The organism is Dietzia sp. NPDC055340 (assembly GCF_053645335.1).
The window spans coordinates 137,084-160,516 of record NZ_JBSHML010000010.1; the positions used below are offsets into that span (position 1 = coordinate 137,084).

Here is a 23,433-nt window from a genome sequence, read left to right on the forward strand (position 1 = left end):
CCTCACGACTCGGGAAGAGTCAGCTCGCCATTCGATCGGGGCGGACATCACCTGACCGCCGCCGCACCGCCTGCGCCACCCCGATCAGCAGCCCGCCGACCACCAGCACGCCCGCGCCGCCCGCGACCCGGTGTGTGACCGTGGGCGGATCCGGTGCGCCCATCTGCGAGGCGGACCAGTAGAGCAGCACCCAACTGGCGGCGAGGATCCACACACCCACAGTCCAGATCGGGCGGTGTGGCCGCGCGGTAGGCCTACCCGGCCACGCCAGGCCGTCCGGGGCCCGGTCGGACCAGAGGCTCGCCGCCCACAGCAGAACCGTGGTGAGTGCGGCGAGGATCGCGGCCCATTTCGCCCCCGGCACCAGCGTGGCAGCGAGCAGGCATCCGGCCGCCATAGCGGCCAACGCCAGGAGCGCCAATCCCCAGGCGAGGCCAGCCGCGCGCCACAGCGGATCGTGGTCACTGCGCAGTGACCACCAGCCGCGGCGCAGGCCCGCCGTCACCAGGACCACCACGGTCACCGTGCCCACAAGCGCCGAGACCAGCAGCCACACCTGGGTTATCGCGGAGGCGGGATTCACGGACTCTCCTTTGGCCGCGTCATCGTGGTGACCGAGTGCGCGGGGAACACCCGTCGGGGGGTGTCCGCATCAAAGGTCACGGTGTCGGTCACGATGCCCACACCGGTCACCGAGTCGAAGTGTGGGGCGTCGAGGGTGGCGACCTCCCCGTCGCGGTACCCGTCCGGGAGGGTGAGTTCGGCCTCCACATCCCGCTCGGGGTCGCGGTTGACCACGGTCAGGGTGAGGTCGTCGCCGGATCGGGTGGCCAGGGTGACCAGCGCCTCGTACTGCCCGGCCGCGGACACCCGGCGGGGACCGTTCTCGACCTTCGACGCCAGCACCTCCTGGCCGGCCAGCGGCGAGAGCATCTGCAGAACCAGCGCGGTGGGGGACGGGGAGAAATCTGGCCCGGGGCTGAAGATCGCCACGTTGCGCGATCCGAGAGTGGTGGACGTCTCGTCGCCGGTGTGGTCGGCGGGCACGTCGACCAGGGAGTGCTTGAGCGCCACCGGGACGCCACCCTCGGCGAACGCGGCGAGCTGGGTGGCCACGTACAGCGCCGGACTCACCGAGGCCAGGTAGTCCCTGCCCGGCTCCCGCCACGTCTGGAAACCGGGGACCGGCGACACGCCGTATTCGGTGACCAGCAGCGGGATGTCGCGTCCGGCGGTGTGCCGGATCTCGGCCTGCTCCCGGGCGACGTGGGCGGCCTGCCAGTCGCTGCCCATCATGACGTGGTCGTGGGTCTGGTCGGCGTTCATGGGGGAGACGATCCAGGTGTAGGGGTGCGAGACCTGACAGTCGAACGCGGGGTCGTCCCCGATCGCCGCGAGGAACGCGTCCCCTTGGTAGCTGGAGCAGACGCGGATGTCGGGGTCCGCCTCCTTCATGGCGCGGACGAAGTCCACGTATCCGGCGCGCGGGCCACTGGTGTAGCTCACCGTCAGCCGAGACCCCTCCGGTGGGACGGAGCCGTGGACGCCGTCGCCGAAGCGGACCTCGCCGGACTCGTGGTCCAGGGTGTAGACCGTGTCGTCCGGTCCCGCACCGTCCAGGGTGGGGATCTGAGTCCACACCGCGCCGTCCACCATCACCCGCGGATCCGGTGCGACCGGGGCGTAGGCCACCTGGCGGACCTGGTCGGGGGAACCGTCGCTGATCTGGGCGTCGGCGCGGCGGTCGCAGTCGGTGGTTAGCGGCTGGTCGGTGAACTCGGTCGCTCCGCCGAAGGCGTACTTGTGGGCGCGCTCGGGGTGTTCTCCGGGGCGGATCGAGGCGTCCTGCTCCATCCAGTACGCCTGGTCGCCCACATCGGGCTCGTTGCCGACCTCCCACCACGTCACCCCGTACGGTTCGGGGTGGCCGTGCTCTGCCCGCAGGTCCGCCCAGGGGCTGGTGCCGACGGGGGCGTTCATGTAGCTCACCCAGTCCGCCGCCTCCTGCGGGGTGGCGGTGGCGAAGTTCACCACCATCGTGGTCTCGGCGCCCATCTGCTCGACCAGCGCCATGTGCTCGTCGGGCCCGATGGTGCTGTCCACGTCCAAGAGCCGAATCCGATAGCCCGCATTCTGTGCCGTGGGAGGGATGGACGGTGTCGTCGTCGTCCCCCTTCGCGTCCCGACGCCCGGGCTGTCACCCGGCGCTCCACCTGACCCACCGGCCAGGTCTCACCCCCGGCGGTTCGTAGCCCCGCGGTGGGAGTCCGGAAGGCGGTCCCCGTGACCGAACATCCGGGCTCGGAGAGTGCCGCGTTCGGCGTCCAGCGGATACCGTCCCCGGCGCTGCAGCTCGGGCACGAGATGCTCAATGACGTCCTCCCAGGTGCCCGGATTGAGCGCGTAGGCCAGGTTGAAACCGTCGACGTCCGTTTCCGCCATGTAGCTTTCCAGGGCGTCGGCCACGGTGACCGCCGAGCCCACCACCACGGGTCCGCCCGTCGCGTTGAACCGGGCGCTGTCCCGCAACGTCCAGCGCCCGTCGGCGCCGGAAGCCCCAGACAGGCTCGACACAGTGGTCTGGATGGCGTCCGTGGCGACCGGATCCATGGGGGCGTCGAGGTCCTGCCGGGATAGATCAACTCCGGACCATCCCGAGTTGAGCACCAGATTCCCAGTCTCCGAGGCGTGGGCGAAGATGTCGCGGTACTTCTCGGCCGCCGCCTCGTCGGTCCGGTCCACGACGATCGTGAGCAGCGCGTACACGCGAGCGGCATCCCGCCCGCGGCCGGCGGACTCCAGCCCGTCCCGGATCCGGCTGACCTGGTCCCTGGTCTGGTCGATGGTCGGGGACGCCACGAAGATCGCCTCCGCGTGATCGGCCGCGAAGCGGATTCCCCGCGCGGACGCGCCGGCCTGATAGATCACCGGGGTCCGCTGCGGAGAAGGCTCGGAGAGGTGAACGCCGGGGACCGTGAAGTACGTTCCCTCGTGGCGGATCGGGTGGACCTTCGCCGGATCGGCGTACATGTCCCGCTCCGCATCGAGCACCACGGCGTCGTCCTCCCAGGAGCCCTCCCACAGCTTGTAGAGCACCTCCAGGTACTCGTCCGCCCGGTCGTAGCGCTCGTCATGGGAGAGTTGGTCGCTCTCGCCCAGGTTCTGCGCGGCACTCTTGAGGTAGCCGGTCACCACGTTCCATCCCACCCGGCCCTGGGTGAGGTGGTCCAGCGTCGACATTCGCCGGGCGAAGGTATACGGGTGTTCCGCGGAGGTGCTCGCGGTGATGCCGAACCCGAGGTTCTGTGTCACTGCGGCCATTGCGCTGACCAGCATCATCGGGTCGTTCATCGGGATCTTTGCCGCGGTCCGTAGGGCGGCATCGGCGCTATCGCCGTAGACGTCGTACGGGCCCAGGGCGTCGGCGAGGAAGATGCCGTCGAACAGGCCGCCCTCCAACAACCGGGCCAGACGGGTCCACTGTTCGAGGTTCGTATAGTCCCGCGACCGATCTGCCGGATGCCGCCAGATCCCGGGGAGTTGATGCCCCACGCCGTTGATGGCGAAGGCGTTGAACCTGATCCTCCGGGCGTGCTGATCGTGCGCAGCGTCGGGTCGCGAAGCCATGGTTCTCCTTGCGGTGGTCGTGAGAGGTGACCACGTCGAGCAGGAGCAGCCGTGGCTACGCCGATGACATCCCTCCGCGAGTGCTAACTCGATCAGGTTCGCTCGGGTGTGATCTCAGCCCCGTCCAGGGCACCCCGTGTCGCCCCTCAGCCTACGCGTCGGCGTCAGCGTGCCTTGCCGGTGACGGCCAACAGGGGCCGCCTGGATTGCCGTGGAGACGGCGCTCAGACCCCTGACTTCGGCAGCCGCCACCAGTTCGCCGGCGGAGACATTGAGCCCGGTCTGCGAGGTGACCACCGCCCCCGCATCGGCCACGCGCAGGCCCGTCGCCGACTTCGCGGCAAAGAGGCCGTACCTGATGTGACCCACCGACGCCTCTCCCTACTCGTGCCCATGCGACGACGGCCGGGCCAACGCCATAAAGCTCGTCTACCGGGCGTAGTCATGCGGTCGGCGTTCGAGGCGTCCTGTCCCTGCGATCCGCCCGGTCGCAGTCGGTTCGGGAAGTCGGATCATTCACCCCCGTCGGGTGCCGACCGCCCACACGAGGAAGTGCGTGGCGATCAGTGGTGCGATGACGACCAGCGCGCCCCAGCCCGTCGCCGCGACCGCCACCCAGTTGCTCCACCACACGCTGGCGTCATCGAAGTAGTTCGGCAATCGCGAGTTCGCCCGCGTCTCCTCATCGGGCGCTGCGGATGGCGTACCGGTGAACACGTCCGCCATGTCCGGGCCGGCGATCCCAACGCGGAAGTAGGCGGGGGAGTGAGGAACCTGGTCCATGTCCGCTATTCGGCACCGCAGGTACACCGGATGGGCCGCGTATGTTCAGTGACTGCCCACCTCGTCGTCGTCCCCGCCACCTCCCCCCCGACCAGCGGGCACCCTCTCTCGGCGCTCGACGACTGCGCGCGGACCCCGAAGGCGGTTCCGTGCCGTGGCGAGCGCCCCTCCTGACGCCAGCGCATCCGTCAGAAGCTGGTGACGGATGCGCCGGCGACATCTCAGGTGCGGGTGGCGTCGCCAACGATGAACTCGGTGCGGTCCTCGGTGAAGTAGTCGCGTACCCAGTTGACCAGGGCGTTGTAGCGGGGACGTGCCGATGGCAGCAGGACATCATGCACTGCGAGCCATCCGGCGAATGCCAGCGGCCCGTGGAGCTGCTTGTGCGATCTGCCGACCTCCGCCACCGCGGCCATCCGACCGATCATCGCCATGAAGCCGCGATCGTGGTACTCGAACGCCGTACGCTGTGTGCCCTTGAGGTCGGCGAGGATGTTCTCGCCGGCCCACGCCCCCGCCTGCTTGGCCACCGCACCCAGGCCGGGGAGCGTCTTACCGGCACCGTCAGGGATGTTGGCCGCGTCCCCGAGCGCGTAGACGCCCGGGAAACCGGGAACTGTGAGGTCGTCATTGACATCCAGTCGGCCGCCCCTGCCGGGCGTGATGCCCGCTTGCCCGACCACGGGCTGTGCGTGCAGACCCCCCGCCCAGATCACGATCGGCGCGGCGAGGACCTCGCCGTCGGAGAGCGTCACGCCGTCGGCGCGCACCTCCTTGACGCTGGTGCCCAGGTGCAGCTGAACACCGAGCTCCTCGAGGTGCTCCTGCGCATACTGCTGAAGTTCCTCGGTGAAGGGGCCGAGAACCGTCTTGGCCAGATCAGCGAGGTGGACCGTGAAGGCCTCGCGAACCGCGTCGGAGTACGTTCGCGGCACCACCGTGTTGACGGTTTCTGCGATCGCACCCGCCATCTCGACTCCGGTCGGCCCGGCGCCCACCACGACGATGTTCGTGGGGTCGAGCGCCTCGCCGGCGGCCACCCTGGCGTCGGCCTTGTCGAACTGCTCGATAATCGCCGCCCCGAGCCGAGTGGAATCGCTGACCGAGTACAGCGGGTACGCGTGCTCGGCGGCGCCGGGGGTACCGAAGAAGTTCACGACGGCGCCGGCGGCGATCACGAGTGTCTGAGCGGAGTACACCGTTCCGTCGTCCACCGTGACCGTGTGTGCAGCGGCGTCGATAGCGGTGACCTCGGCGGTCAACACGCGCACGCTCGGACGCTTGCGGAAGATCGCGCGCAGCGGCTCGGCCACGTCACTCGGCGGGAGCTGCGAGCTGGCCACCTGATAGAGCAGTGGTTGGAACTGCGAATAGTTGTTGCGGTCGATCAGCAGTGTTGGGATCTTCGCTTTGCCGAGCCGCCTGGCTGCTGCCACGCCGGCAAAGCCGGCGCCGACAATGATGACCCGGTAGTTACTGGTCGCGTTGGTCATGGCTTCGTTACCTCAGTCTTTTCTGGCCGACGTCAGCCGTAGGTGTAGAAGCCGCGACCGGTCGATGTTCCGAGGTAGCCCTTGTCGATGAAGTCGGACTTGATCTTGTCCGCAAAGGCCTTCATCTCCGGGTCATCACTGTCCTTGTTGAGCATGTAGGGCGTCATCATCCCCACGATGTCGTAGATCTGGAACGGGCCCATGGGCGAACCGGTTGAGATGCGCCACGTCTTGTCGACGTCCTCGATGCTGGCGATCTCACGCATGTAGAGCTTCGCGGCGGCCTCGAGGAACGGCACCAGCAGCGAGTTGAGGACGTAGCCCGGCTGCTCCTTGTGGATGCGGATGGGAACCATCCCGATCTGTTCGGCGAACCCGGCCGCGGACTCGAATACCGCGGGGTCGGTGTCGGGGTGCCCCATGACCTCGCAGGTGTTGAAGATCCACACCTGGTTGGCGAAGTGCATCGCGAGGAACTTGTCCGGACGATCCGTGAACGGCGCGATCTCGCTCGGCAACAGGGTGGAGGAGTTGGTGGCGAACACGGTCTTCTCGGGCGCTACCGCGCTGACCTTCTTCCAGGTGTCCTGCTTGATGTCCAGACGCTCGGGGACCGCTTCGATCACCAGGTCGGCGTCCTTCACCGCGTCGGCGAGATCCGAGCTGGCGCGGATTCGCGAAACGGCAGCATCGATCTTGTCCTGCGTGGCGTCCGGGAGGTCCTTCAGGTATGACGCCCCGAGTTGCTCCCAGCGAGCGGGGAGCTTGGCCAGGATCTCGTCCGAGATGTCGTACGCCACGACGGTCTTCCCGAAATAGGCGGACTGGAAGATGATCTGTGAACCGAGGACGCCGGTTCCCAGCACGGTGAGGGTTTCCATGATCGGATTCCTATCTTGCAGTGGGAGAAGTGCGAACGTCGGTTACATTATCGAACTCTTATTTTTTGAGGGGGCATTCAGAAGAACTCGCATCGTCCCTTTCCTGGTCGGGCCGGTTTTCGTGTTCCTGTGCCGCTGGCCAGGTTCGTTTGTTGACACCTGTCGACCGCGGCGTAATCTCCTTAAGGTGACTACCCTCGCCACCTTCCCCCGCCTCATGTCGCCCGGCCGGATCGGCCCCATGTCGACGCCCAACCGCATCGTGCTACCGGCCATGGACATGAACGTGTCCGAGGAGGGCGAGATCGAGCAGCGGGAGATCGACCACTACGTCGCCCGCGCGGCCGGCGGTGCGGGTCTGATCATCACGGGGGCGTGCGCGATCGCGTTCCCGGTGGGCGCGGCGTCCATGAAAGAGCCGGGGCTGTCGGATGACAAGTACATCCCGGGTCTCAAGGCGCTCGCCGACGCCGTGCATGCGGCCGGGTCGAAGCTGTGCGTGCAGTCGACCCACCACGGCAAGGTGGCGCGGGTGGACGTGGCCAACGACCGTCCCGTGATCGCGCCGAGCATGCCGGACTACGACTATGACTACTCCGCGCTCGCCGACAGCACGCCCGAGGAGCTGGGCAAGATGGGCGCGGCGACCGCGGGCAAGAAGACGGTCTACACGGAGATGACGCACTCCGACATCGCCTGGCTCATCGAGACCTGGGCCGAGGCCGCCGACCGCATCGCCCGCGCGGGCGCGGACGCTATCGAGATCCACGTCGCGCACGGCTACATCCTGGGCGTGTTCCTCAACCGCCGCGACAACCAGCGCACCGACGAGTACGGCGGGGCGTTGGTCAATCGGGCGCGGCTGGCGTGCGAGGTCATCGAGGCTGTCAAGAAGCGCGTGGGGGACACGCTCGCGGTGATCGTGCGCGTTGCCGGGCAGGAGTACGGCCAGGAGGGCGGGCTCGAGTTGGACGAGGCAATCCTGGCCTCGCAGCTGTTCGAGCAGGCCGGCGCCGACGCGATCCACGTGACCGGCTGGGGCCGTAATCCGTTCGACAACTTCACCGACGGCCCCCTTCCCGACACCGTCGGTGCCTACCTGGACAACGCCGCCGCCATCAAGAAGGCCGTGTCGGTGCCGGTGATCGGCGTGGGACGGATGTTGCCGGAGGTGTCGGAGAAGGGAATCGACGACGACAAGATCGACTTCGCCGCCATGGGGCGGCAGTTGCTCGCCGACCCGGAGTTGCCTAACAAGCTCAAGGCCGGAACGCCCGAGCTGGTGCGTCCGTGCATCAACTGCTACCTCTGCGTAGCCGAGAACTTCTTTGACGACACCCCGTTCTGCGCCGTCAACCCGCCGCTCGGCAATGAGGGGCTGCTGCCGCTGACGCCCGCGTCCAAGCGCGAGCACGTCGTGGTGGTGGGCGCCGGACCCGCCGGACTTGAGTCGGCCGTGGTGCTGACCGAGCGCGGGCACCGCGTAACCGTGCTGGACAAGGCCGACCGGCTGGGCGGAACCATGTGGTTCTCCACGCTCACCACGCCGGCCAACGAGCCGCTGATCAACTTCTACCAGGCCAAGATCGACCAGCTGGGCATCGACGTCCGGCTGAACACCGAGGCCACGGTCGAGACCGTGCGTGGGCTCGGTGCCGATCGCGTGATCGTGGCGACCGGCGCGGTGCGGCCTGCCCCGCAAATCCCGGGCGGCAAGCTGCCACACGTGCACACCGGCGATTCGCTGCGCGCCACGATGCTGGGTACCGCTACAGCTGAGGAAGCCGGGACCTTCCTGCGGCTTGCCGGAAAGCTCGGCCGACTTTCGGGGATCACCAAGCGTCCCTCGTGGATCCGGCGCCTGACCAAGATCGCGCTGCCGATGGGCAAGAACGTCGTGGTGATCGGCGGCTCGCTGGTCGGCCTGGAACTCGCGGAATTCCTGGGCGAGCGCGACCGGAACGTCACGCTGCTGCACGACTCACAGCAACTGGGTCTGCCGCTGGCCATGCCCCGCCGGTGGACCGCAGTGCGTCACGCCAAGCACTACGGCGTGGACATCAAGCGCAACGTGAAGGTTACTCGCATCACCGAGTCGAGCGTCGAGTGGACCGACGCCAAGGGCAACGCCAAGTCCGCCCCCGCCGACATGGTCATCTACGCCGACGGCACCGCGGCCGCGGCACCGCTGGCCGATGCGCTTCGTGCTGCGGGCGTTGACTGCGAGATCATCGGTGACGCCGGCGACGTGGGCTACATCCACGGCGCCATTCACTCAGCGTGGAAGGTCGCGACGGTGGGCTGACCCGGCCGCGCCTAGGGATTCCGGGCGTGACCGGTCACTTCCGCCGCGCCAGCGCCAGGTAGGTGACGAGCAGGCCGAGCGCGGTCCAGAGTGCCAGGACGAGCAGGTCGCGGCCCTCTGCCGGGAAGGCGTCCGACGCGATCCCGGCCCGCATGAGATCCGCAGCCGCCTGGATGGGCAGGACACCGTGCAGTGCTTGGAACCAGCCCGGTAACTGGCCGGCCGGAAACGTGATCGGCGAGAACAGCAGGACAAAGAACACCAGCACCTGCGACAACAGCTGGGCCAGCATGGCCGGGAATGTCACCGCGATCGCGTACCCCAGAGCCGTGGCCATAGTCGTCACCAGCACCGAGGCAAGGACGAGGAGCGGCCAGTCGAAGGAGAAGGTGAGGTCGTAGCGCAGCCAGGCGACGAGGAGTCCGATCGCCACCCCGGGCAGCGCGATGAGCGTCCACACCGCCAGGTCGACCAGCAGGAGCAGCGGTCTGGATATGGGCAGGGCGCGCTGGTAGTCCAGCGCCCCGGAGGCTCTGGCGCGGGAGATGCCCTGCGGGACGATCACCAGCCCGATGGTCAGCAGCAGGATGGTCGGGGCACCGGAGGAGAGGAAGAGCGCGCTCTCGGGGGCGATGTCGGGGATCAGGAAGCCGAAACCGATGATGATCCCGGCGGCCAGCATGGCCTGGATGACTACGATCAGCGGCAGCATCGCGCCGATCGACGCCAGCGACCATCGCATGAGGGCGCCGAAGCCGGCCCACAGGCTCACCTGGACTGGAGCGATGGGCGTGACTGGCGGGGACGGCGCCGTGGTTGCGGCGGCGGTAGGTTCACGCATCGGTGGCCTCCAGGCTGATGGGCTCGGGGTGATGACTATTGTCGGCGGCGGGGTCGCGCTCAGGGGCGGACTGCGCGGTGAGGGCGAGGTATGCGTCCTCGAGTGTCGCCGGCGCCAGCGAGAAACCCTCGATGCGGCCGGCGGAATTCTGGGCGGTGGCCCAGGCGACGGCGTTCGCTGCCTCGCCCGCCGCGACGGTGAGCAGGATGCGCCGACCGGTCCGGACTCGGCGGAGAACCGGCGGGCACTGACTGTCCTCGGACGGGTCTGCTCCGCCCGGCGGTAGCTGCAGCTCTATGCGCAGGTCGCTGTCCTGCGTTCCGCGCAGGCGTGCGGGAGACCCGTCGGCCGCAACTCTCCCGCGGTTGAGGATGACCAGTTCGTCCACTATTCGCTCGGCCTCAGCGACGTTGTGCGTGACGAGCAGGACCCCGCTGCCGAGGTCTCCACGGCGGCGTACCGCATCCCAGAGCAGGCGGCGTCGGGAGGCGTCGATGTCGTTGGTGGGCTCGTCCAGAATGAGAAGTGGGGTCGGCGCCACCACGGCCATGGCGAAGCCGGTCAGTCGCCTGATCCCACCGGACAGTCCGCCGCCTTCGGGCAGCGCGCGTTGGTCCAGCCACGGGCCGATGTCCAGTTCCTCGGCCAGGTCTTGTGCGGCTGTTCGGGTGTCGCGGTCCGACAGGCCCCGGAGGCGACCGGCAATCTCGATCGCCGCCCGTGGAGTGAGGCCGTCGATCGGGGCCTGCGCCTGCGGCTGCAGTGCAACGTGTCGGCGCGCGGCCGCCGGGTTGCGTACGGCGTCCGTATTGCCGAGGTGAATCTCGCCCGCATCGGGTTTGAGCAGGCCCACGATCTGCGAGACCAGAGTTGTCTTGCCGGCACCGTTATGGCCGAGGAGCCCCACGATCTCCCCGGGCTGGACGCGGAGAGAGATGTCGTCGTTCGCCATGACCTGCCCGTAGCGGCGGGTGAGGTGGGTGATGCGTAGAACGTCGGTGCTCATTGCGAACTCCTCAAATACCATCGGTATGCGGATACTGACGGTATGTGGATACCGCGAGTACGTCAAGGGACGCAATCGACTTACCATCGAGGAATGACACAGCGTCCCGAACCGCTCTCGCGCCGAGATAGACAGCAGCAGACTCGCGACGCGCTGATCTCCGCGGCACGAGAGGTGTTCGCCGAGGACGGGTACCACTCGGCAAGCGTGGATCGGATCGCACGCGAAGCCGGCTTTTCCAAGGGCGCGGTCTACTCGAACTTCGAAGACAAGCCCTCACTGTTCCTGGCAGTCATGGACCAGAACCTGGAGCTTGCGGAGGTCGACCTGCGAGACCCCTTCGAACAGGCCTGCAACCCGGCCTCGACCGGCAAGGATCTGGCGCAGCGAGAGGGATACCCGCCCAGTGCCACACAGGGTTTTGCACTTGCGACGCTGGAGTTCATCGCCAGCGCGGCCCGGGATGAGAAAGTCGCGCCCCAATTGCACAAGCGCCTCGCGGACGTCCTCGGCCACTACAACGAGATCGCCAGGACGGCCCGGGCGGACGACGAGACGCTCCCCGCCTCGGCAGTCGGTACGCTGCTGGCTGCACTGGACCAGGGGGCCGGTCTGATTCTCCTGGCCGCAGACGTTCTACCTGATCCCGAAGTCTTCCGCGTCGGAATGCTCCGCTTGGTCGATCCGGCCCGGGCGCTGGAAGAAAGGCAACCCAAGGCCTGATCCCGTCAGTCGGGGTAGGTCGGGTCCCGCTTGTCGAAGATGACAGCGGCGCCCTCGGTCAGGTCGCGGCGCCCTCGTGGCGTCGTCGCGGTCGCGCACCGTGGGGCTCAGGTCGTGGCACGATCCGCACGCTCTGAATTCAGCACCACCAGCTGCTGCGTCGCCCGGGTCATCGCGACGTAGCGATCTACCGCACCGGTGGCACCCGTACCGAAGGACTCCGCATCGACAAGCACCACCAGGTCGAACTCGAGGCCCTTGGCGTCCGCCGGACCCGACGAACGGACGCGGTCCGAGGCGGGAAGGTCGGGGAGCGCGACGCCGGGAGCGCTGATCACGCAGGCGACACCCTCCGAGTGTTCGGCGAGCCAGCCGTCGATGACAACCGAGAAGTCGTCAATCCGCCCGTACTCGACCGGCACACCACTGCTGCGCACTGATTCGGGAACGTTGGCGTCCGGCCGCACGGATCGGATCACGGGCGCGGCCGCATCCATGACCTCCGACGGCGTCCGGTAGTTGATGCTGAGCCCCACCTGCGAGACGCGCTCGGGGGACAGTCCGACTCGCTCGAGCCGGTCAGCCCACGATTCGTCGAAGTCCCTGCGGGACTGCGCACGGTCACCGACCACCGTCAGGCTCCCGGACGGGCACCGGCGAAGGAGCATCAGCCACTGCGCATCGGTGAGCTCCTGGGCCTCGTCCACGATGATGTGCCCGAATGTCCCCGCCAGGCGAGGCCCGGCGATTCCCGTGCTTTCCTCCATAGACGGGTCCAGCAGAGCCTCCTGCAGATCCCCGTGCCGGAGCATGGGGGCAACACCCTCGGGGTCGTCGTTCGCGGCGATAACCTCGTCGATGACCATCCGGCGCCTCTCTAGCTCCGCGGCACGTTCGGCCTTCCGTCGCTGATCGCGACGCGCGCGGTCAGGATCGCCCAGTTGGTGGCGGGCCGCGTCCAGCAGAGGTAGGTCCGCGCTGGTCCACGCCTGCGGGTCAGTGCGCTGCAGGAGCCGGATCTGCTCGGTGCTGAGTCCCGGCGCGCACAGTCGCAGGTAGGCGGGAACCGTCCAGAGGTCGCCCACCAGCTCCTCGGGCCGGAGCATCGGCCACGCCCGGTAAAGCGCACGGTGCAGCTCGGGATCGGACAGCAGCTCGGCCCTGAGGTGGGCGACGGGGACGTCCGCGCCCGCCTTCTCGAGCAGGATCTCCACCAGCGTCTCGCGGATCTGTGCGTGCGCCTCGTTGTGGGGTGTGCCGGCCTCCACAGACGTAAAGGACTCGGCCCAGTCGGCCGGTGAGAGTCGCAGGTCCGCCCATTCGGTCTGCACCAGCATCGACTCCTCTGGCGGGTGCTCGTAGAACCGCACGCCCGCCTCGATCGCCGCTAGCATCTCCACCGTCGACTTGAGGCGGGCCACCTCCGCGTCCGACTCGTCGGCGAGATCAGTGAGGCCGCCGAGCCCGGCCGCGGCGAGGTCGGCGACCGTCGCGGTCTGCACGCTGTGCTCGCCGAGTGCCGGAAGCACGTCGGCCACGTAGTCGAGGTACGGCCGGTGCGGACCGATCAGCAGCAGGTTGCCGCGACTGAGCCCGGACCGCGACTGCTCGTGCAGCAGGTACGCCGCGCGGTGCAGCGCCACGACCGTCTTGCCCGTGCCGGGCCCGCCGTCCACCACGAGCGCACCCCGTGCGCTGGCCCGGATGATCGCATCCTGATCCGACCGGATCGTGGAGAGCACGTCGCGCATCCGGCCGGTGCGCGCCCCGGCCAGGCTCGCCACGAACGCGGATTGATCGTCGAGGCTCGTGTGGGTGGCCACCTCGTCGTCGCCAATGACCTCGTCCCAAAAATCCACGATGCGCCCGCCCGACCAGCGGTACCGACGTCGATACGTCACGCCGAGCGGATCGGCGAGCGTCGCGGCGAAGAACGGCTCCGCGGCCGGGGTGCGCCAATCCACCAGAAGGGGAGTGCCGGCGGCGTCGAGCAGGCCGATGCGGCCCACGTACACGCGCTTGCCGCCGGCGGTCGCGAAGTGCCCGATGCACACGTCCAACCCGAAGCGGCGCAGCGTGGTGAGCTCGGCGACCAGGCGGCGGATGTCGGCGTCGCGATCGATGGTCTGCGCGCCGCGCCCGGCCGGGTCGCGACGACGCCTGTCCAGGCGCGCGGAGAGCGCGGAGACCTTGTCAGCGAGTGCGTGGGAGATCGCGGCGAAGTGACGGTCGTCGGCGCCGATCAGCGTCGGATCGGTCTTGTGCGCGAGGTGGTCCGGAAGGGCGAAGGCGGAGGCGTTCTGGCAGGGCATCGCGCTAGTGTGCGCCCCCACCCCGGCCTTGCCGCAAGCCCCCCTACCAGCTATAACTTGAAGGTGGAAGCAAGTTTTTGGCCGCGATTTACGAGGATGCCGACATCTGCTGTGTACACGCGTGCCTGAGCGCATCATGACGGCCATCACCTGGAGCGAGGGCGGAACGCAGCGCCGCGCGGGCTGGCGTCCGGAGAACGGCGCCAAGCCGCCGCGGGACATCGTGGTGATCGACGACGACATCGCCGCGGACAGCGCCCTCCGGATAGCGCGGGCAGGCACCGGGCTGCTCTGGAGAGGCGACTTCCACAATGCCCGGCAACTGATGCGTGCCCTCGATCGGCGGCTGGAGAAGCAGGCCTCCCGTAAGGCGTCGAAGTCGTCGAAAACACCGAAGTCGTCTCGTGGCGTCGAGACCGGCGACCTCTTCCACGCGAATCGGCTGGCGCGATCCCAGCGGGCGGCCGTCCTGGGGAAGATCCTCATCGAACTCGAGCCCGACTACGCGATCGGGTTGCGTCGAGCGCCCGACGTGCGAGAGGCCTGCGCGCACGCATACGGGACGCCGGCCAGCGAAGGCCCGGGGGAGTCGACGCTCGTCTCGCTATCGGAGCTCCTCGGGGTGATCAGCGCGTTCGAGTGGCACCGCACGGGCATCGAGGTGGCCGCCCTGGGTGAGCGCATCTACCCCGCCTACGGCGTCTTTGCCCCCACCCGTGACGAGTACATCGACCTGGTCGCCGACGCTGCGTGGCCAGCGGGCGTCGACCGGCCGCTGGTCTTTGACCTCGGCACGGGGACGGGAGTGCTCGCGGTCCTGCTGGCCCGGCGCGGAGCCAGGGAAGTCGTGGCGACAGATATCAACCCGCGCGCGGTGCGGTGCGCGAAGGACAACGCGGACCGTCTCGGAGTCGCGGATCGGGTGCGGGCGGAGGAGGCGGATCTCTGGCCCGCCGCCCCGGAGCGTGCCGACGTCGTGGTGTGCAATCCGCCCTGGATCCCGGGCCGTCCGACGTCGGCGCTGGAGCAGGGCATCTACGACCCGAAGTCCGACGTGCTGCACCGCTATCTCGGTGAGCTGGCCCGGCATCTGACGCCGAACGGCGAGGGGTGGCTGATCCTGTCTGACCTCGCCGAGGTTCTGGGGCTGCGCACCCGCGAGGAGTTCCTCCAGCGCATCGCCGACGCGGGGCTGACTGTCGTCGGCCGACACGAAACGACCCCGCGACATCCGCGCGCGACCGACGAGGCCGATCCGCTCCACGCCGCCCGGGCGCGCGAGCAGACCATGCTGTGGCGGCTGCGTGCGAGGAGTACCTGAGTCAGCAGGGCCCGTGACACGTCACCGCTGCAGCGACTGCACCCGCACAGTCACCTCGGCGGCGGTCTCGCCTGCCTGAGCGGCCAGCGCCCGGCGCAGCGCGAGCTGAATGTCGCGTACCGCCTCGCGCACCGGCCGCGACCGGTCGAGGCACACCTCCACCAGAGCGGTGCCCTCGGCGGTGTCGATGTGCAGCCCGAAGTGGGCGGTTCGGGCACTACTGCGGCGGACGCGGGCGTCGATCGTGCGCAGTGCCGTGCCGAGCCCCGGCTCGATCGCGTGGACGCCCGGGACGGACGTCACCACGGCGAGCAGGTCGGCGGCTGTCGGAGTGGCAGGGGAAGCCTCGGCAGTCTTCTGTGGCTCAGTCATGGAGATCCTCGATGTGCACATCAACGATGAGGCCGCCCAGGTCGAGCTCCCGGACGCACTCGGAGACGACGGACGCACGGACATCGTCGGCCAGTGCCCGCAGGTCGCGGCTCGCGGCGGACAGCGACACCCGGCACAGCACCCGCTCAGGCAGTCCGCGGGCGCCCCACTCGGGAGTGTCGGCGAAGTCCACGGCGGTGCGTAGGCTCATCGCGCCCGGAACGGCGTCCACGGCGTCGCGGATCAGTGTCCGCAGGGCCTGCTCGCTGAGCGAGTACGGGCCCGCCTCGGTGGGCGGCATCTCGACGCGGGCGCCGTGTCGGGCATCGGCGTGCACCACCTCGGACAGCGCCGCCCGCACGCGGGAGGACACCTGCACGGAGTCGTCGCCCCGCGCCTCGGCCTCGTCCCAGTCCCGGTGCAACGCCTGAATCCGGTCGAGGTACTCGCGGGTGGCTTCGGACTCGTCGGGCACACCGGCCGCGGGGGAGTCACGCATGGTGTTCACCGCCATTCCTTCATTCGGTCGATCACGTGCGTGCGGGCCCGGGAGATCCGCCCGCGCGCCGTGGACTCGGTGACGTCCAGCGCGTGCGCCACCTCCCGGTAGGACATTCCGTCGATCTCCCGCAGCGTCCAGCAGGAGCGCAGATCGGGTTCCATCGTGGCGAGCACCCGCGCGAGCGCCTGCAGTTGCAGGTTGACCTCCGAGCGCCGGGCGGGATCGACGGCCGGAGCGCTGTCCGGGTGCCACTGGAGGTTGTCGGGGGAGTGCGCGTCGGTCGCCCGGCGGGCGTTCCGCCGGGCGATGTCGGTGGCCCGGCGGGAGCAGATCTGGGAGAGCCAGGCCCGCACCGCGTCCGGATCGGAGAGCAGGTGCAGCCGCTCCCACGCCGCGATCAGGGTCTCCTGCACCACGTCCTCGCTGTCCTGCCGATCCCCGAGCACCAGGTAGGCGATCCGGAACAGCCGGCCCTGGTGCCGGTCGATCAACCGGTCGAAGGCAGCGGCGTCGCCGTCCTGGGCACGCAGCACCAGGACCCGATCGGTGGGGCCGCCCGGCTCGGGGTTCATTCCTTCTCGCTGCCCACGGCCACCCGATCGGTGCGGGCGGAGTTCTTGGCGGCACGCAGGCTCACCAGCACGTCCACCGATCGGGGCTCGACCCCGAGCGAGAGACGCAGGTCTTCGAAGAGCCGGCGGCGGACCTGCTCGAGGGTCCAGGCGATCTCCGCGGACTCGGCCACGGTCACCTCCGCCACCACTCCGGCTCGGGTGGCCGAGCCGGTGGCCCGCACCGAGGCGCTGTCCACGCCCTGCACATCCTCGACGCGTTCGACCAGTGCGCGTTCGAGAACCTGTGGCTCGAGCGTCGCCAGCACGGCACCCTCGGGGTCATGCAGTCGCAGCACGGCCCGCGCGGGGGCGGTCGGGATCTGGGTGATGAGCAGCGCGAGCCCGGCGAGAACCGCAACCACGCTCACCGCGATGCCGACCGGTAACGCCCACCCCGCGTCTTCGAGCAGGGAAGCGGGGGTCGACGCCCCGTCGGGGACGAGTGGGTCGAGTGTCCCGCCGGCGGGCACCAGGTCAAAGGCGGCGGCCGCGAGCCACGCCGCAGCCACCAGGGCGAGCACGCCCAGCACGAGCAGGACGACGCGGTTACGAGGTCCGGATTGACTGCGCATGTGACTCTCCTTCCTCAGCGATCGGTTTCTCAGCGGCGACGTGCACGGACTCGGGTGGCCGTGGGCTCGCCGGGGCGAAGCTCCCCGAGGGCCCGGTCCACCGCGGTGGTGGCCGCCGAGACGACCGGAGCGGGATCGTCGACCACGGTCACCACGTCCACGTCGATCCGCCGACGTCGCGGTGTGATGCGCACGCTGTGCACGCCGTCGACGTTCTCGGCCGCCGACTGCAGATGTCGGGCCAGGTCCCGGCGGCTCAGCGCCGTATCGCCGGGCAGGTCGTCACCCAGGACCAGCAGTCGCGACACCCGGCCGGGCCAGGCGGCCAGCAGCACCAGTGCCAGGCCGAGCACGGCCAGCGCCCCCGCGGCGGCCTGCGCCGCGATGGACTCCAGCGTGGTCCACGCCAGCGCGTCGACCTGGTTCGCGGCGGCCACCGGCCACTGGCCCTCCACCACGTAGGTGCCCAGCAGCCACAGGCCGAGCCCGCCGAACACCAGCAGGATCACCCCGGCGATGCCGGTAGGGATGGCCCGGGCGGGCCGGCGCACCAGCCCGATCCCTGCCTGACGTGCGCTCACAGCAGCGCTCCTCTCGTGTTCCCGGCGGGATTGAGCCAGGAGATCTCCAGATCGAGCCGACCCACCTGCAGCCCGGTGAGCATCTCGACGCGTTCCCGCACCCGGGCTCGCAGACCTGCGCAGGTGGCGGCCAGGTCGACCGGGAACGCGACACCCACGTCGAGGCGCAGCACCGCGACCGCGCCGTAGAGATCGCATTCGGCGGAGGGGCGGGAGGCGAAGTCGCGGCGGGCGCGTACGCCCAGGACCCCACCGGCGGCGCCCCCGATCCGCGGGTGCTCGGAGGCCACCTGCTCGGCTATCCGGGCCACCACCGCCGCGGGAACGGTGGTGACACCGCGCTCCTCGACAGGTGTAGAACTGATGGGTGTCGAAGCGGCGGCGCTCGACGGTGCCGACACCGTATCGGTTGGGGAACCGCTCATCGCCGGTCGCCCCACCGGTCGGTGACGCCCTTGATCTCGAGCCGTCCGTCCATGGCGAGCCCTACGGCCAGCCCGATCGCGCCGAACAGCAGCACGACCAGGAACTGGCCGATCGACCCGAACGCCGCCACGGCGCCCAGGAACAGGCCCACCAGCAGGGTGAGATGCGTGATCTTCATGACTCTCCTCGCTCGCCTCGTCGGCGCAGGCCGATCAGTTCAGCTCGGGGTTCCGGGACGTGGTGCCGGAGCGGGAGGCGTTGTCGTCGTCGTCCTCGGGAAGGTGCACGTCCACCACGTTGACGTTGACCTCCACCACCTCGAGCCCCGCGGTGCCCTCGACCTGCTCGATCACGTTGCGGCGGATCGCGTTGCCCACCTCCACGATCGATACGCCGTACTCCACCACCACGGTCACGTCGATCGCGGCCTGCGTCTCACCCTTGGACACGCTGATCCCGCCGGTGACGTTGGTCTGCGCGTTGGGGATGCGGTCGGCCACCGCCGAGAAGGCACGCCGCGCGGCGTTGCCCATGTCGTAGACGCCGGGCACCTCGCGGGCGGCCATGCCGGCGATCTTGGCCACCACGGCGTCGTCCAGGGTGGTGACGCCGCGGGTGGTCTGCAGCGGACCGCGGGGCACGAACTCCTCCGTGGTGTCCTCGGCCTTGTCGGTCTCGGCCACCTCGGTGCGCGCCTTCTCACGACCGGTCTGCGGGACTGCATTCGACATGGTTTCCTCCTGGGCCCGGGCCGACGACGCGCCGGCCTGTGATGAACACGTACACCACTAAGACGTCGCGAGTCCCCGGTTCGTCACACCCGATCCCGAACATTTTTCGCTTGCGCCGCTAAGTACCTACTTTTCGCGTGAAAAGCCTGCGTATCTGCTTACAGTGCGCGCATGAGTCGGGGGAGCAGAGCAGCCGGGGGCCGGTCGATCATCACCAGCACGGCGGTGCTCGCCGCGGTGGCCCTCGTCGCCGTGCTGCCGCAGGTGCCGCGCGCGGGCGCCGAGGCGTCAGGCGCGGGGCCGGGCGCGTCCGTGGCGGAGGGCTTCCACTGGGGCGTGGCCACCTCCGGCTTCCAGGTCGAGGGCTCGAACCCCGACTCCAACTGGAAGCGCTACGTCGACGCCACCTCGCCCGGGGGCGAGGTGGATCCGGTGGGTGACGCGGTGGACTTCTGGAACCGGTACCCCGAGGACATCGCGCGCGCCGCCGCGATGGGCGTCAACACATTCCGGTTGAGTGTGGAGTGGGCGCGGATCGAACCGGCCCCGGGGGAGTACGACGACGAGGCGCTCGCCCACTACGACCGGATCATCGACTCCATCCGCGACCACGGCATGGTCCCGATGATCACCATGGTCCACTTCACCTATCCCGGCTGGCTGGCCGACCGGGGCGGCATGCTCTCCGGCGACGCCGTGGAGGCCTTCGGGCGGTTCTCGGAGCTCATCACCGAGCGGTGGGCCGGCGACGGGACCCTCTGGGTGACGCTCAACGAGCCCCTCGTATTTTTCAAGCACGAGATGACGATCGGCCGGGTCGGTTTCCAGGATTTCTCGCGCTTCCTCGACCAGATCGAGGCCGCGCACCGGCTGGGCTATGCGGCCGCCCACCGCGCCGACCCCGACGCGATGGTGACCATGAACGAGGCGTACCTGCCGCTGGCGACCGATTTCACCGACACCCTCATCGGCGACCGCGTGGCCGACGTCGTGGACTACGTGGGTATCGACTACTACTACGGCGTCGCCCTCAACAACCTCACGACGATCAATGCGGCCTGGGACGACTTCGCCGCCGTGCGACCGCAGCCCGAGGTGATCTACGAGGCCATCAAGCACTACGCGCAGTCGTACCCGGGCAAACCGATCTACATCGTGGAGAACGGGTTCCCCACCGACAACGGCGCCCGGGCCGACGGGGTGGACCGCGGCGACTTCCTGCGAGACACCGCGTTCTGGCTCCAGCGGGCCGTGGCCGACGGCTACCCGGTGATCGGCTACAACCAGTGGTCGCTCGTGGACAACTACGAGTGGGGTAGCTACTCGCCGCGCTTCGGGCTCTACCAGGTGGACGTGCTCACCGACCCCGCGCTCGAGCGCACGCCCACCTCGGGCGTGGACGCCTACCGCGAGATCATCGCAGGCGGGGGAGTCGGGCCCGACTACCGTCCCGTCCTGCCGGGCGGCTGGTGCTCGCTCTCCGTGATCCCCGACTCCTGCCTGAACCCGGTCCTGGTAGACGGCCCGCGGGCCACGCTCGGAGGCTGACGATCCCCGCAGTGGCGTAACACACACCCGCGGTGACGACGATAAGCCTTGTAGGACAACACGTTCACCGTAAGGAGTGAGGTTGATGTTCCCCGAAGGTTCACTCGAGAACCCGATGCGATTCCTGTTCGGCCCCGGCCCGGACGAGGTGACCTGCATGGCGCTGACCCCGGAGTGCATGGGCTGGATCCCGTTCCTGGCCAGCCGGTTCGGGATCGCCTCCTGACACCGGCGGTCAGTCCGGCAGGACCTGCTGCATGACGCGCAGGGTGTTGCCGCCCATGATCGCGGTGATGTCCTCGTCCGAGTAGCCACGGTCGAGCAGCCCCTGGGTGATGGCCGCGACTTCGCTGGTGTCCCAGCCGACGGTGACGGAGCCGTCGTAGTCGCTGCCCAGCGCGGCGGTCTCCAGGCCGCCCACCGCCACCACGTGGTCGATCGCGTCCAACACGGACTCCAGGCCCAGGCCGCAGACCGCGGTCTCGAAGTAGCCGATACCCACGACGCCGCCGGTGGCCGCGACACCGCGGATCTCGTCGTCGGTGACGTTGCGATTGGAGTCGCACGTGCCCTGAACGCCGCCGTGGCTGAGCACCACGGGGTTGGTGGACATCTCCAGCATGGTGGCAACCGCCTCGTGGCTGGAGTGCGTGAGGTCGATGATCACGCCCCGCTGCTCGAGGGTCGTGAAGACCTCGCGGCCGAAGTCGGTCAGGCTGCCGCGTTCGATGCCGTGCATCGAGCCGGCGACGTCGTTGTCGAAGAAGTGCGCGAAGCCGGCCATCCGCATGCCCGCGTCGTAGAGGCGGTCGACGTTGCTGATGTCGCCCTCGAGGTTGTGCAGACCCTCCACCGAGAACATCGCCCCGGTCACGTTGTTGCCGGCCACCCGCTCGTCGATGAGCTGCTCGAGATCGCCCTTGGTCTTGACGAAGACGAGTTCGCCGTCGGAGTCATCGACGGCGGTCTGCAGCTTCTGGGCATGGTAGAGCGACCGCTCCGTCATCGACGTCCAGGTCCGCGGCGGCTGCAACTGCGCGATGGCCAGTGGTGTGATGTTGTCGGTGTCGTCGTCGTTGCCGTCGACGTTCTGGCCCTTCGGTGACTTGGTCACCGACGAGAACACCTGGAGCGCCACGTTTCCTTCCTGGAGTCGCGGGAGATCGACGTGCCCACGATCGGACCGCTCGAGCAGGTCGCGATCCCACATGAGGGTGTCGGAGTGCATGTCGACGACCTGCAGGGTGTCGTGCAGTTGCGCGGCCTCGGCGGTGATCTCCGGGAGCGCGACGGGGTCGACCTTGTTGCGCGACTTCTCGATCATGGCGGGGCCTGCCGCGAAGAAGGCGACCGCCGCCACCACGACGAGAAAGATAAGGACGATCAGGGAACGGAAGACGATGCGGCGTTGCACGTGCGGTGGTCCTTTCGGGGGGCCGGGTTATCCGACATCAAGAATCCGTTATGTACCGCGGTCACCGTGAAGATTGAACGGACCGCTCACAGGGCCGCGTAGCTGGTATACATCCGCTATGGAGACACTGGACGAGGCGGATATTTCGCTCATCCATGCGCTGCAGCTTCGTCCGCGGGCGTCGTGGCGGCAGCTCGCCGACGTGCTCGGTGAGGGCCCGGCGACACTGAGCAGACGGTGGGCGCGGCTGCGGGAGAGTGGGCTGTCCTGGGTGATGGCGTACCCGTCCGTCGACGGGGTCCACGGCAACCGCCTGGCCATCACGGAGATCGCCTGCGCGGCGGGGCGTGTGATGTCGTTGGCGCAGGAGCTGGCGGCATGGCCGATGGTCGTCACCGCCGAGATCGCCGCCCGCGAGTACGGCGTGGTGATCAGCATCGCAGGGCTGGACCAGAGCGATCTCGCGGAGATCCTGCTCGACCGCCTTCCCGCGGTGCCCGGGGTGACCGGCATGCGGACCCACCTGGTGGGCCAGCTCCACCTCGGTGCCAACCAGTGGCGGATCGGCGGCCTGGATCCCCGGGCTGCCGCCACACTCGCCGACGTCTCGCTGCCCACGGTTCGTCCGGAGCGGACGACCGCCATCAACCCGTGGGCGCCGCCGTACCGCGAACTGGTCGATGCGCTGACCGAGGACGGCCGGAGCAGCGCCGCGGATCTGGCGCGGATCACCGGTCGGCCCCTGTCGACCACGCGGCGACAGTTGGCCAGGCTCCTCGGCTCGGGCTCCATGACGTTTCGCTGTGACGTGGCTCAGGGGGTGACGGGTTATCCGGTGATCGTGCAGTGGTGGTGCAAGGTGCCGGCGGTGCGGATGGCGGCGAGCGTGGCACGGCTGCGGGCCGAACCGACGGTGCGGCAGGTGGTGAGTATGCCGGGATCTCCCAACCTGCTCGTCACCACGTGGAACCGGTCGGTCGCGGACGCCATGCGGATCCAGGAGACCCTCGAGCGCGAACTCGCCCCGCTGGTCGTGGTGGATTCGGCGGTGATCCTGCACCAGGTGAAGCGCCTCGGGTGGCTGCTCGACTCCAGCGGTCGCAACACCGGGACCTTCGTCCCGTACAGCACCGAGGGCACGCCGGCAGCCCCTGCGCGGGGTCACTTCGCCGATGCGGCATCGGAGGGGCCGGAGAGGACGTAAGTTGGCCTTTATGACGACCACTATCCTGCACAATGCCCGCCTCATCGACGGCACCGGCGCCGATCCGGTTGCCGACGCTGTCGTGGTGATCGACGACGGGAAGATCACCTACGCCGGGCCGGCGGACAAAGCGCCGCAGTCCGATGATGCGGCCACCAAGATCGATGTCGGTGGCAA

The 23,433-nt window shown here is 68.9% G+C and carries 24 protein-coding genes, 1 pseudogene and 1 riboswitch; of the genes and pseudogenes, 7 read left to right on the forward strand and 18 right to left on the reverse strand.

Annotation, left to right across the window (positions count from 1 at the left end; all coding sequences use genetic code 11):
* Positions 1–19: 19 nt before the first annotated feature.
* The 6 genes from ACWIFB_RS09545 to ACWIFB_RS09570 form a co-directional block, all read right to left on the reverse strand.
* Positions 20–583 (reverse strand): hypothetical protein, encoded by a 564-nt coding sequence (locus ACWIFB_RS09545; protein WP_454058118.1) that lies wholly within the window; start codon positions 581–583, stop codon positions 20–22.
* Positions 580–2,103, reverse strand: coding sequence for a hypothetical protein (locus ACWIFB_RS09550; RefSeq protein WP_454058119.1), 1,524 nt, complete (start codon positions 2,101–2,103; stop codon positions 580–582). Before ACWIFB_RS09550 ends, ACWIFB_RS09545 begins: the two co-directional genes overlap by 4 nt.
* A 129-nt stretch (positions 2,104–2,232) precedes the next feature.
* A complete protein-coding gene (locus ACWIFB_RS09555; RefSeq protein WP_454058120.1) occupies positions 2,233–3,627 on the reverse strand; it encodes an LLM class flavin-dependent oxidoreductase in 1,395 nt (464 codons plus the stop codon).
* A gap of 52 nt (positions 3,628–3,679) precedes the next feature.
* A riboswitch (TPP riboswitch) is annotated at positions 3,680–3,774 on the reverse strand.
* Between the two features lie 369 nt (positions 3,775–4,143).
* A complete protein-coding gene (locus ACWIFB_RS09560) occupies positions 4,144–4,410 on the reverse strand; it encodes a DUF1295 domain-containing protein (RefSeq protein WP_454058121.1) in 267 nt (88 codons plus the stop codon).
* Between the two features lie 221 nt (positions 4,411–4,631).
* Positions 4,632–5,903 carry an NAD(P)/FAD-dependent oxidoreductase gene (locus tag ACWIFB_RS09565; protein WP_452100244.1) on the reverse strand — a complete coding sequence of 424 codons (1,272 nt, stop codon included), beginning with the start codon at positions 5,901–5,903 and terminating at the stop codon, positions 4,632–4,634.
* Between the two features lie 32 nt (positions 5,904–5,935).
* Complete coding sequence (locus tag ACWIFB_RS09570; RefSeq protein ID WP_454058122.1) at positions 5,936–6,784, reverse strand: 3-hydroxyacyl-CoA dehydrogenase; 849 nt, start codon at positions 6,782–6,784, stop codon at positions 5,936–5,938.
* A gap of 217 nt (positions 6,785–7,001) precedes the next feature.
* Here ACWIFB_RS09570 and ACWIFB_RS09575 point away from each other — a divergent pair, with 217 nt between their 5' ends.
* Positions 7,002–9,089 (forward strand): FAD-dependent oxidoreductase, encoded by a 2,088-nt coding sequence (locus tag ACWIFB_RS09575; protein ID WP_454058137.1) that lies wholly within the window; start codon positions 7,002–7,004, stop codon positions 9,087–9,089.
* Between the two features lie 34 nt (positions 9,090–9,123).
* Here the strand turns inward: ACWIFB_RS09575 and ACWIFB_RS09580 are convergent, their stop codons facing one another.
* Entirely contained in the window at positions 9,124–9,930 is an 807-nt protein-coding gene (locus ACWIFB_RS09580) for an ABC transporter permease (protein WP_454058123.1), read from the reverse strand.
* Positions 9,923–10,936 (reverse strand): ABC transporter ATP-binding protein, encoded by a 1,014-nt coding sequence (locus ACWIFB_RS09585; protein WP_454058124.1) that lies wholly within the window; start codon positions 10,934–10,936, stop codon positions 9,923–9,925. The genes ACWIFB_RS09580 and ACWIFB_RS09585 overlap by 8 nt, the downstream gene beginning before the upstream one ends.
* Positions 10,937–11,029: 93 nt before the next feature.
* Between ACWIFB_RS09585 and ACWIFB_RS09590 the strand changes: the two genes are divergently transcribed.
* Positions 11,030–11,659: a TetR/AcrR family transcriptional regulator gene (locus tag ACWIFB_RS09590; protein WP_454058125.1), complete on the forward strand. Its 630-nt coding sequence runs from the start codon at positions 11,030–11,032 to the stop codon at positions 11,657–11,659.
* 107 nt (positions 11,660–11,766) lie between these two features.
* Here the strand turns inward: ACWIFB_RS09590 and helR are convergent, their stop codons facing one another.
* The gene (helR, locus tag ACWIFB_RS09595) at positions 11,767–13,971 is read right to left on the reverse strand and encodes an RNA polymerase recycling motor ATPase HelR (protein ID WP_454058126.1); all 2,205 of its coding nucleotides are present in this window, start codon (positions 13,969–13,971) and stop codon (positions 11,767–11,769) included.
* A gap of 121 nt (positions 13,972–14,092) precedes the next feature.
* Between helR and ACWIFB_RS09600 the strand changes: the two genes are divergently transcribed.
* Positions 14,093–15,292, forward strand: a complete 1,200-nt coding sequence (locus tag ACWIFB_RS09600) for a methyltransferase (protein WP_454058127.1) — start codon at positions 14,093–14,095, stop codon at positions 15,290–15,292.
* A gap of 21 nt (positions 15,293–15,313) precedes the next feature.
* Here the strand turns inward: ACWIFB_RS09600 and ACWIFB_RS09605 are convergent, their stop codons facing one another.
* From ACWIFB_RS09605 to ACWIFB_RS09640, 8 genes are read right to left on the reverse strand one after another with little or no spacing between them, the layout of a single operon-like run.
* Positions 15,314–15,664, reverse strand: coding sequence for a transcriptional regulator (locus tag ACWIFB_RS09605; protein ID WP_454058128.1), 351 nt, complete (start codon positions 15,662–15,664; stop codon positions 15,314–15,316).
* Positions 15,657–16,178 carry a hypothetical protein gene (locus ACWIFB_RS09610; RefSeq protein WP_452100253.1) on the reverse strand — a complete coding sequence of 174 codons (522 nt, stop codon included), beginning with the start codon at positions 16,176–16,178 and terminating at the stop codon, positions 15,657–15,659. The genes ACWIFB_RS09605 and ACWIFB_RS09610 overlap by 8 nt, the downstream gene beginning before the upstream one ends.
* Positions 16,169–16,738 (reverse strand): RNA polymerase sigma factor, encoded by a 570-nt coding sequence (locus tag ACWIFB_RS09615; RefSeq protein ID WP_454058129.1) that lies wholly within the window; start codon positions 16,736–16,738, stop codon positions 16,169–16,171. The genes ACWIFB_RS09610 and ACWIFB_RS09615 overlap by 10 nt, the downstream gene beginning before the upstream one ends.
* Positions 16,735–17,352 (reverse strand): hypothetical protein, encoded by a 618-nt coding sequence (locus ACWIFB_RS09620; RefSeq protein ID WP_454058130.1) that lies wholly within the window; start codon positions 17,350–17,352, stop codon positions 16,735–16,737. The genes ACWIFB_RS09615 and ACWIFB_RS09620 overlap by 4 nt, the downstream gene beginning before the upstream one ends.
* Positions 17,353–17,381: 29 nt before the next feature.
* Positions 17,382–17,933 carry a DUF6286 domain-containing protein gene (locus tag ACWIFB_RS09625; RefSeq protein WP_454058131.1) on the reverse strand — a complete coding sequence of 184 codons (552 nt, stop codon included), beginning with the start codon at positions 17,931–17,933 and terminating at the stop codon, positions 17,382–17,384.
* Complete coding sequence (locus tag ACWIFB_RS09630) at positions 17,930–18,358, reverse strand: Asp23/Gls24 family envelope stress response protein (protein WP_454058132.1); 429 nt, start codon at positions 18,356–18,358, stop codon at positions 17,930–17,932. Before ACWIFB_RS09630 ends, ACWIFB_RS09625 begins: the two co-directional genes overlap by 4 nt.
* A complete protein-coding gene (locus ACWIFB_RS09635; protein ID WP_230931522.1) occupies positions 18,355–18,537 on the reverse strand; it encodes a hypothetical protein in 183 nt (60 codons plus the stop codon). Before ACWIFB_RS09635 ends, ACWIFB_RS09630 begins: the two co-directional genes overlap by 4 nt.
* Positions 18,538–18,571: 34 nt before the next feature.
* Positions 18,572–19,090, reverse strand: coding sequence for an Asp23/Gls24 family envelope stress response protein (locus ACWIFB_RS09640; protein WP_230931521.1), 519 nt, complete (start codon positions 19,088–19,090; stop codon positions 18,572–18,574).
* A 171-nt stretch (positions 19,091–19,261) separates the two neighbouring features.
* On the opposite strand from ACWIFB_RS09640, the gene ACWIFB_RS09645 reads away from it, so the two are divergent.
* Positions 19,262–20,638 (forward strand): glycoside hydrolase family 1 protein, encoded by a 1,377-nt coding sequence (locus ACWIFB_RS09645; RefSeq protein WP_454058133.1) that lies wholly within the window; start codon positions 19,262–19,264, stop codon positions 20,636–20,638.
* A gap of 85 nt (positions 20,639–20,723) precedes the next feature.
* Positions 20,724–20,864 (forward strand): hypothetical protein, encoded by a 141-nt coding sequence (locus ACWIFB_RS09650; protein ID WP_344989077.1) that lies wholly within the window; start codon positions 20,724–20,726, stop codon positions 20,862–20,864.
* A 9-nt stretch (positions 20,865–20,873) separates the two neighbouring features.
* Here the strand turns inward: ACWIFB_RS09650 and ACWIFB_RS09655 are convergent, their stop codons facing one another.
* Positions 20,874–22,052 carry a dipeptidase gene (locus ACWIFB_RS09655; protein ID WP_454058134.1) on the reverse strand — a complete coding sequence of 393 codons (1,179 nt, stop codon included), beginning with the start codon at positions 22,050–22,052 and terminating at the stop codon, positions 20,874–20,876.
* A gap of 118 nt (positions 22,053–22,170) precedes the next feature.
* Between ACWIFB_RS09655 and ACWIFB_RS09660 the strand changes: the two genes are divergently transcribed.
* The gene (locus ACWIFB_RS09660; protein ID WP_344989081.1) at positions 22,171–23,256 is read left to right on the forward strand and encodes an Lrp/AsnC family transcriptional regulator; all 1,086 of its coding nucleotides are present in this window, start codon (positions 22,171–22,173) and stop codon (positions 23,254–23,256) included.
* 10 nt (positions 23,257–23,266) lie between these two features.
* Positions 23,267–23,433, forward strand: a pseudogene (locus tag ACWIFB_RS09665) (amidohydrolase family protein); the annotation flags it as partial.

Coding starts and splice junctions, on each gene's coding strand:
- ACWIFB_RS09555 (WP_454058120.1), bottom strand. CDS start 3,627: ATGGCTTCGCGACCCGACGCTGCGCACGATCAGCACGCCCGGAGGATC.
- ACWIFB_RS09560 (WP_454058121.1), bottom strand. CDS start 4,410: ATGGACCAGGTTCCTCACTCCCCCGCCTACTTCCGCGTTGGGATCGCC.
- ACWIFB_RS09565 (WP_452100244.1), bottom strand. CDS start 5,903: ATGACCAACGCGACCAGTAACTACCGGGTCATCATTGTCGGCGCCGGC.
- ACWIFB_RS09570 (WP_454058122.1), bottom strand. CDS start 6,784: ATGGAAACCCTCACCGTGCTGGGAACCGGCGTCCTCGGTTCACAGATC.
- ACWIFB_RS09575 (WP_454058137.1), top strand. CDS start 7,002: ATGTCGCCCGGCCGGATCGGCCCCATGTCGACGCCCAACCGCATCGTG.
- ACWIFB_RS09580 (WP_454058123.1), bottom strand. CDS start 9,930: ATGCGTGAACCTACCGCCGCCGCAACCACGGCGCCGTCCCCGCCAGTC.
- ACWIFB_RS09585 (WP_454058124.1), bottom strand. CDS start 10,936: ATGAGCACCGACGTTCTACGCATCACCCACCTCACCCGCCGCTACGGG.
- ACWIFB_RS09590 (WP_454058125.1), top strand. CDS start 11,030: ATGACACAGCGTCCCGAACCGCTCTCGCGCCGAGATAGACAGCAGCAG.
- helR (WP_454058126.1), bottom strand. CDS start 13,971: ATGCCCTGCCAGAACGCCTCCGCCTTCGCCCTTCCGGACCACCTCGCG.
- ACWIFB_RS09605 (WP_454058128.1), bottom strand. CDS start 15,664: ATGACTGAGCCACAGAAGACTGCCGAGGCTTCCCCTGCCACTCCGACA.
- ACWIFB_RS09610 (WP_452100253.1), bottom strand. CDS start 16,178: ATGGCGGTGAACACCATGCGTGACTCCCCCGCGGCCGGTGTGCCCGAC.
- ACWIFB_RS09615 (WP_454058129.1), bottom strand. CDS start 16,738: ATGAACCCCGAGCCGGGCGGCCCCACCGATCGGGTCCTGGTGCTGCGT.
- ACWIFB_RS09620 (WP_454058130.1), bottom strand. CDS start 17,352: ATGCGCAGTCAATCCGGACCTCGTAACCGCGTCGTCCTGCTCGTGCTG.
- ACWIFB_RS09630 (WP_454058132.1), bottom strand. CDS start 18,358: ATGAGCGGTTCCCCAACCGATACGGTGTCGGCACCGTCGAGCGCCGCC.
- ACWIFB_RS09635 (WP_230931522.1), bottom strand. CDS start 18,537: ATGAAGATCACGCATCTCACCCTGCTGGTGGGCCTGTTCCTGGGCGCC.
- ACWIFB_RS09640 (WP_230931521.1), bottom strand. CDS start 19,090: ATGTCGAATGCAGTCCCGCAGACCGGTCGTGAGAAGGCGCGCACCGAG.
- ACWIFB_RS09645 (WP_454058133.1), top strand. CDS start 19,262: ATGAGTCGGGGGAGCAGAGCAGCCGGGGGCCGGTCGATCATCACCAGC.
- ACWIFB_RS09650 (WP_344989077.1), top strand. CDS start 20,724: ATGTTCCCCGAAGGTTCACTCGAGAACCCGATGCGATTCCTGTTCGGC.
- ACWIFB_RS09660 (WP_344989081.1), top strand. CDS start 22,171: ATGGAGACACTGGACGAGGCGGATATTTCGCTCATCCATGCGCTGCAG.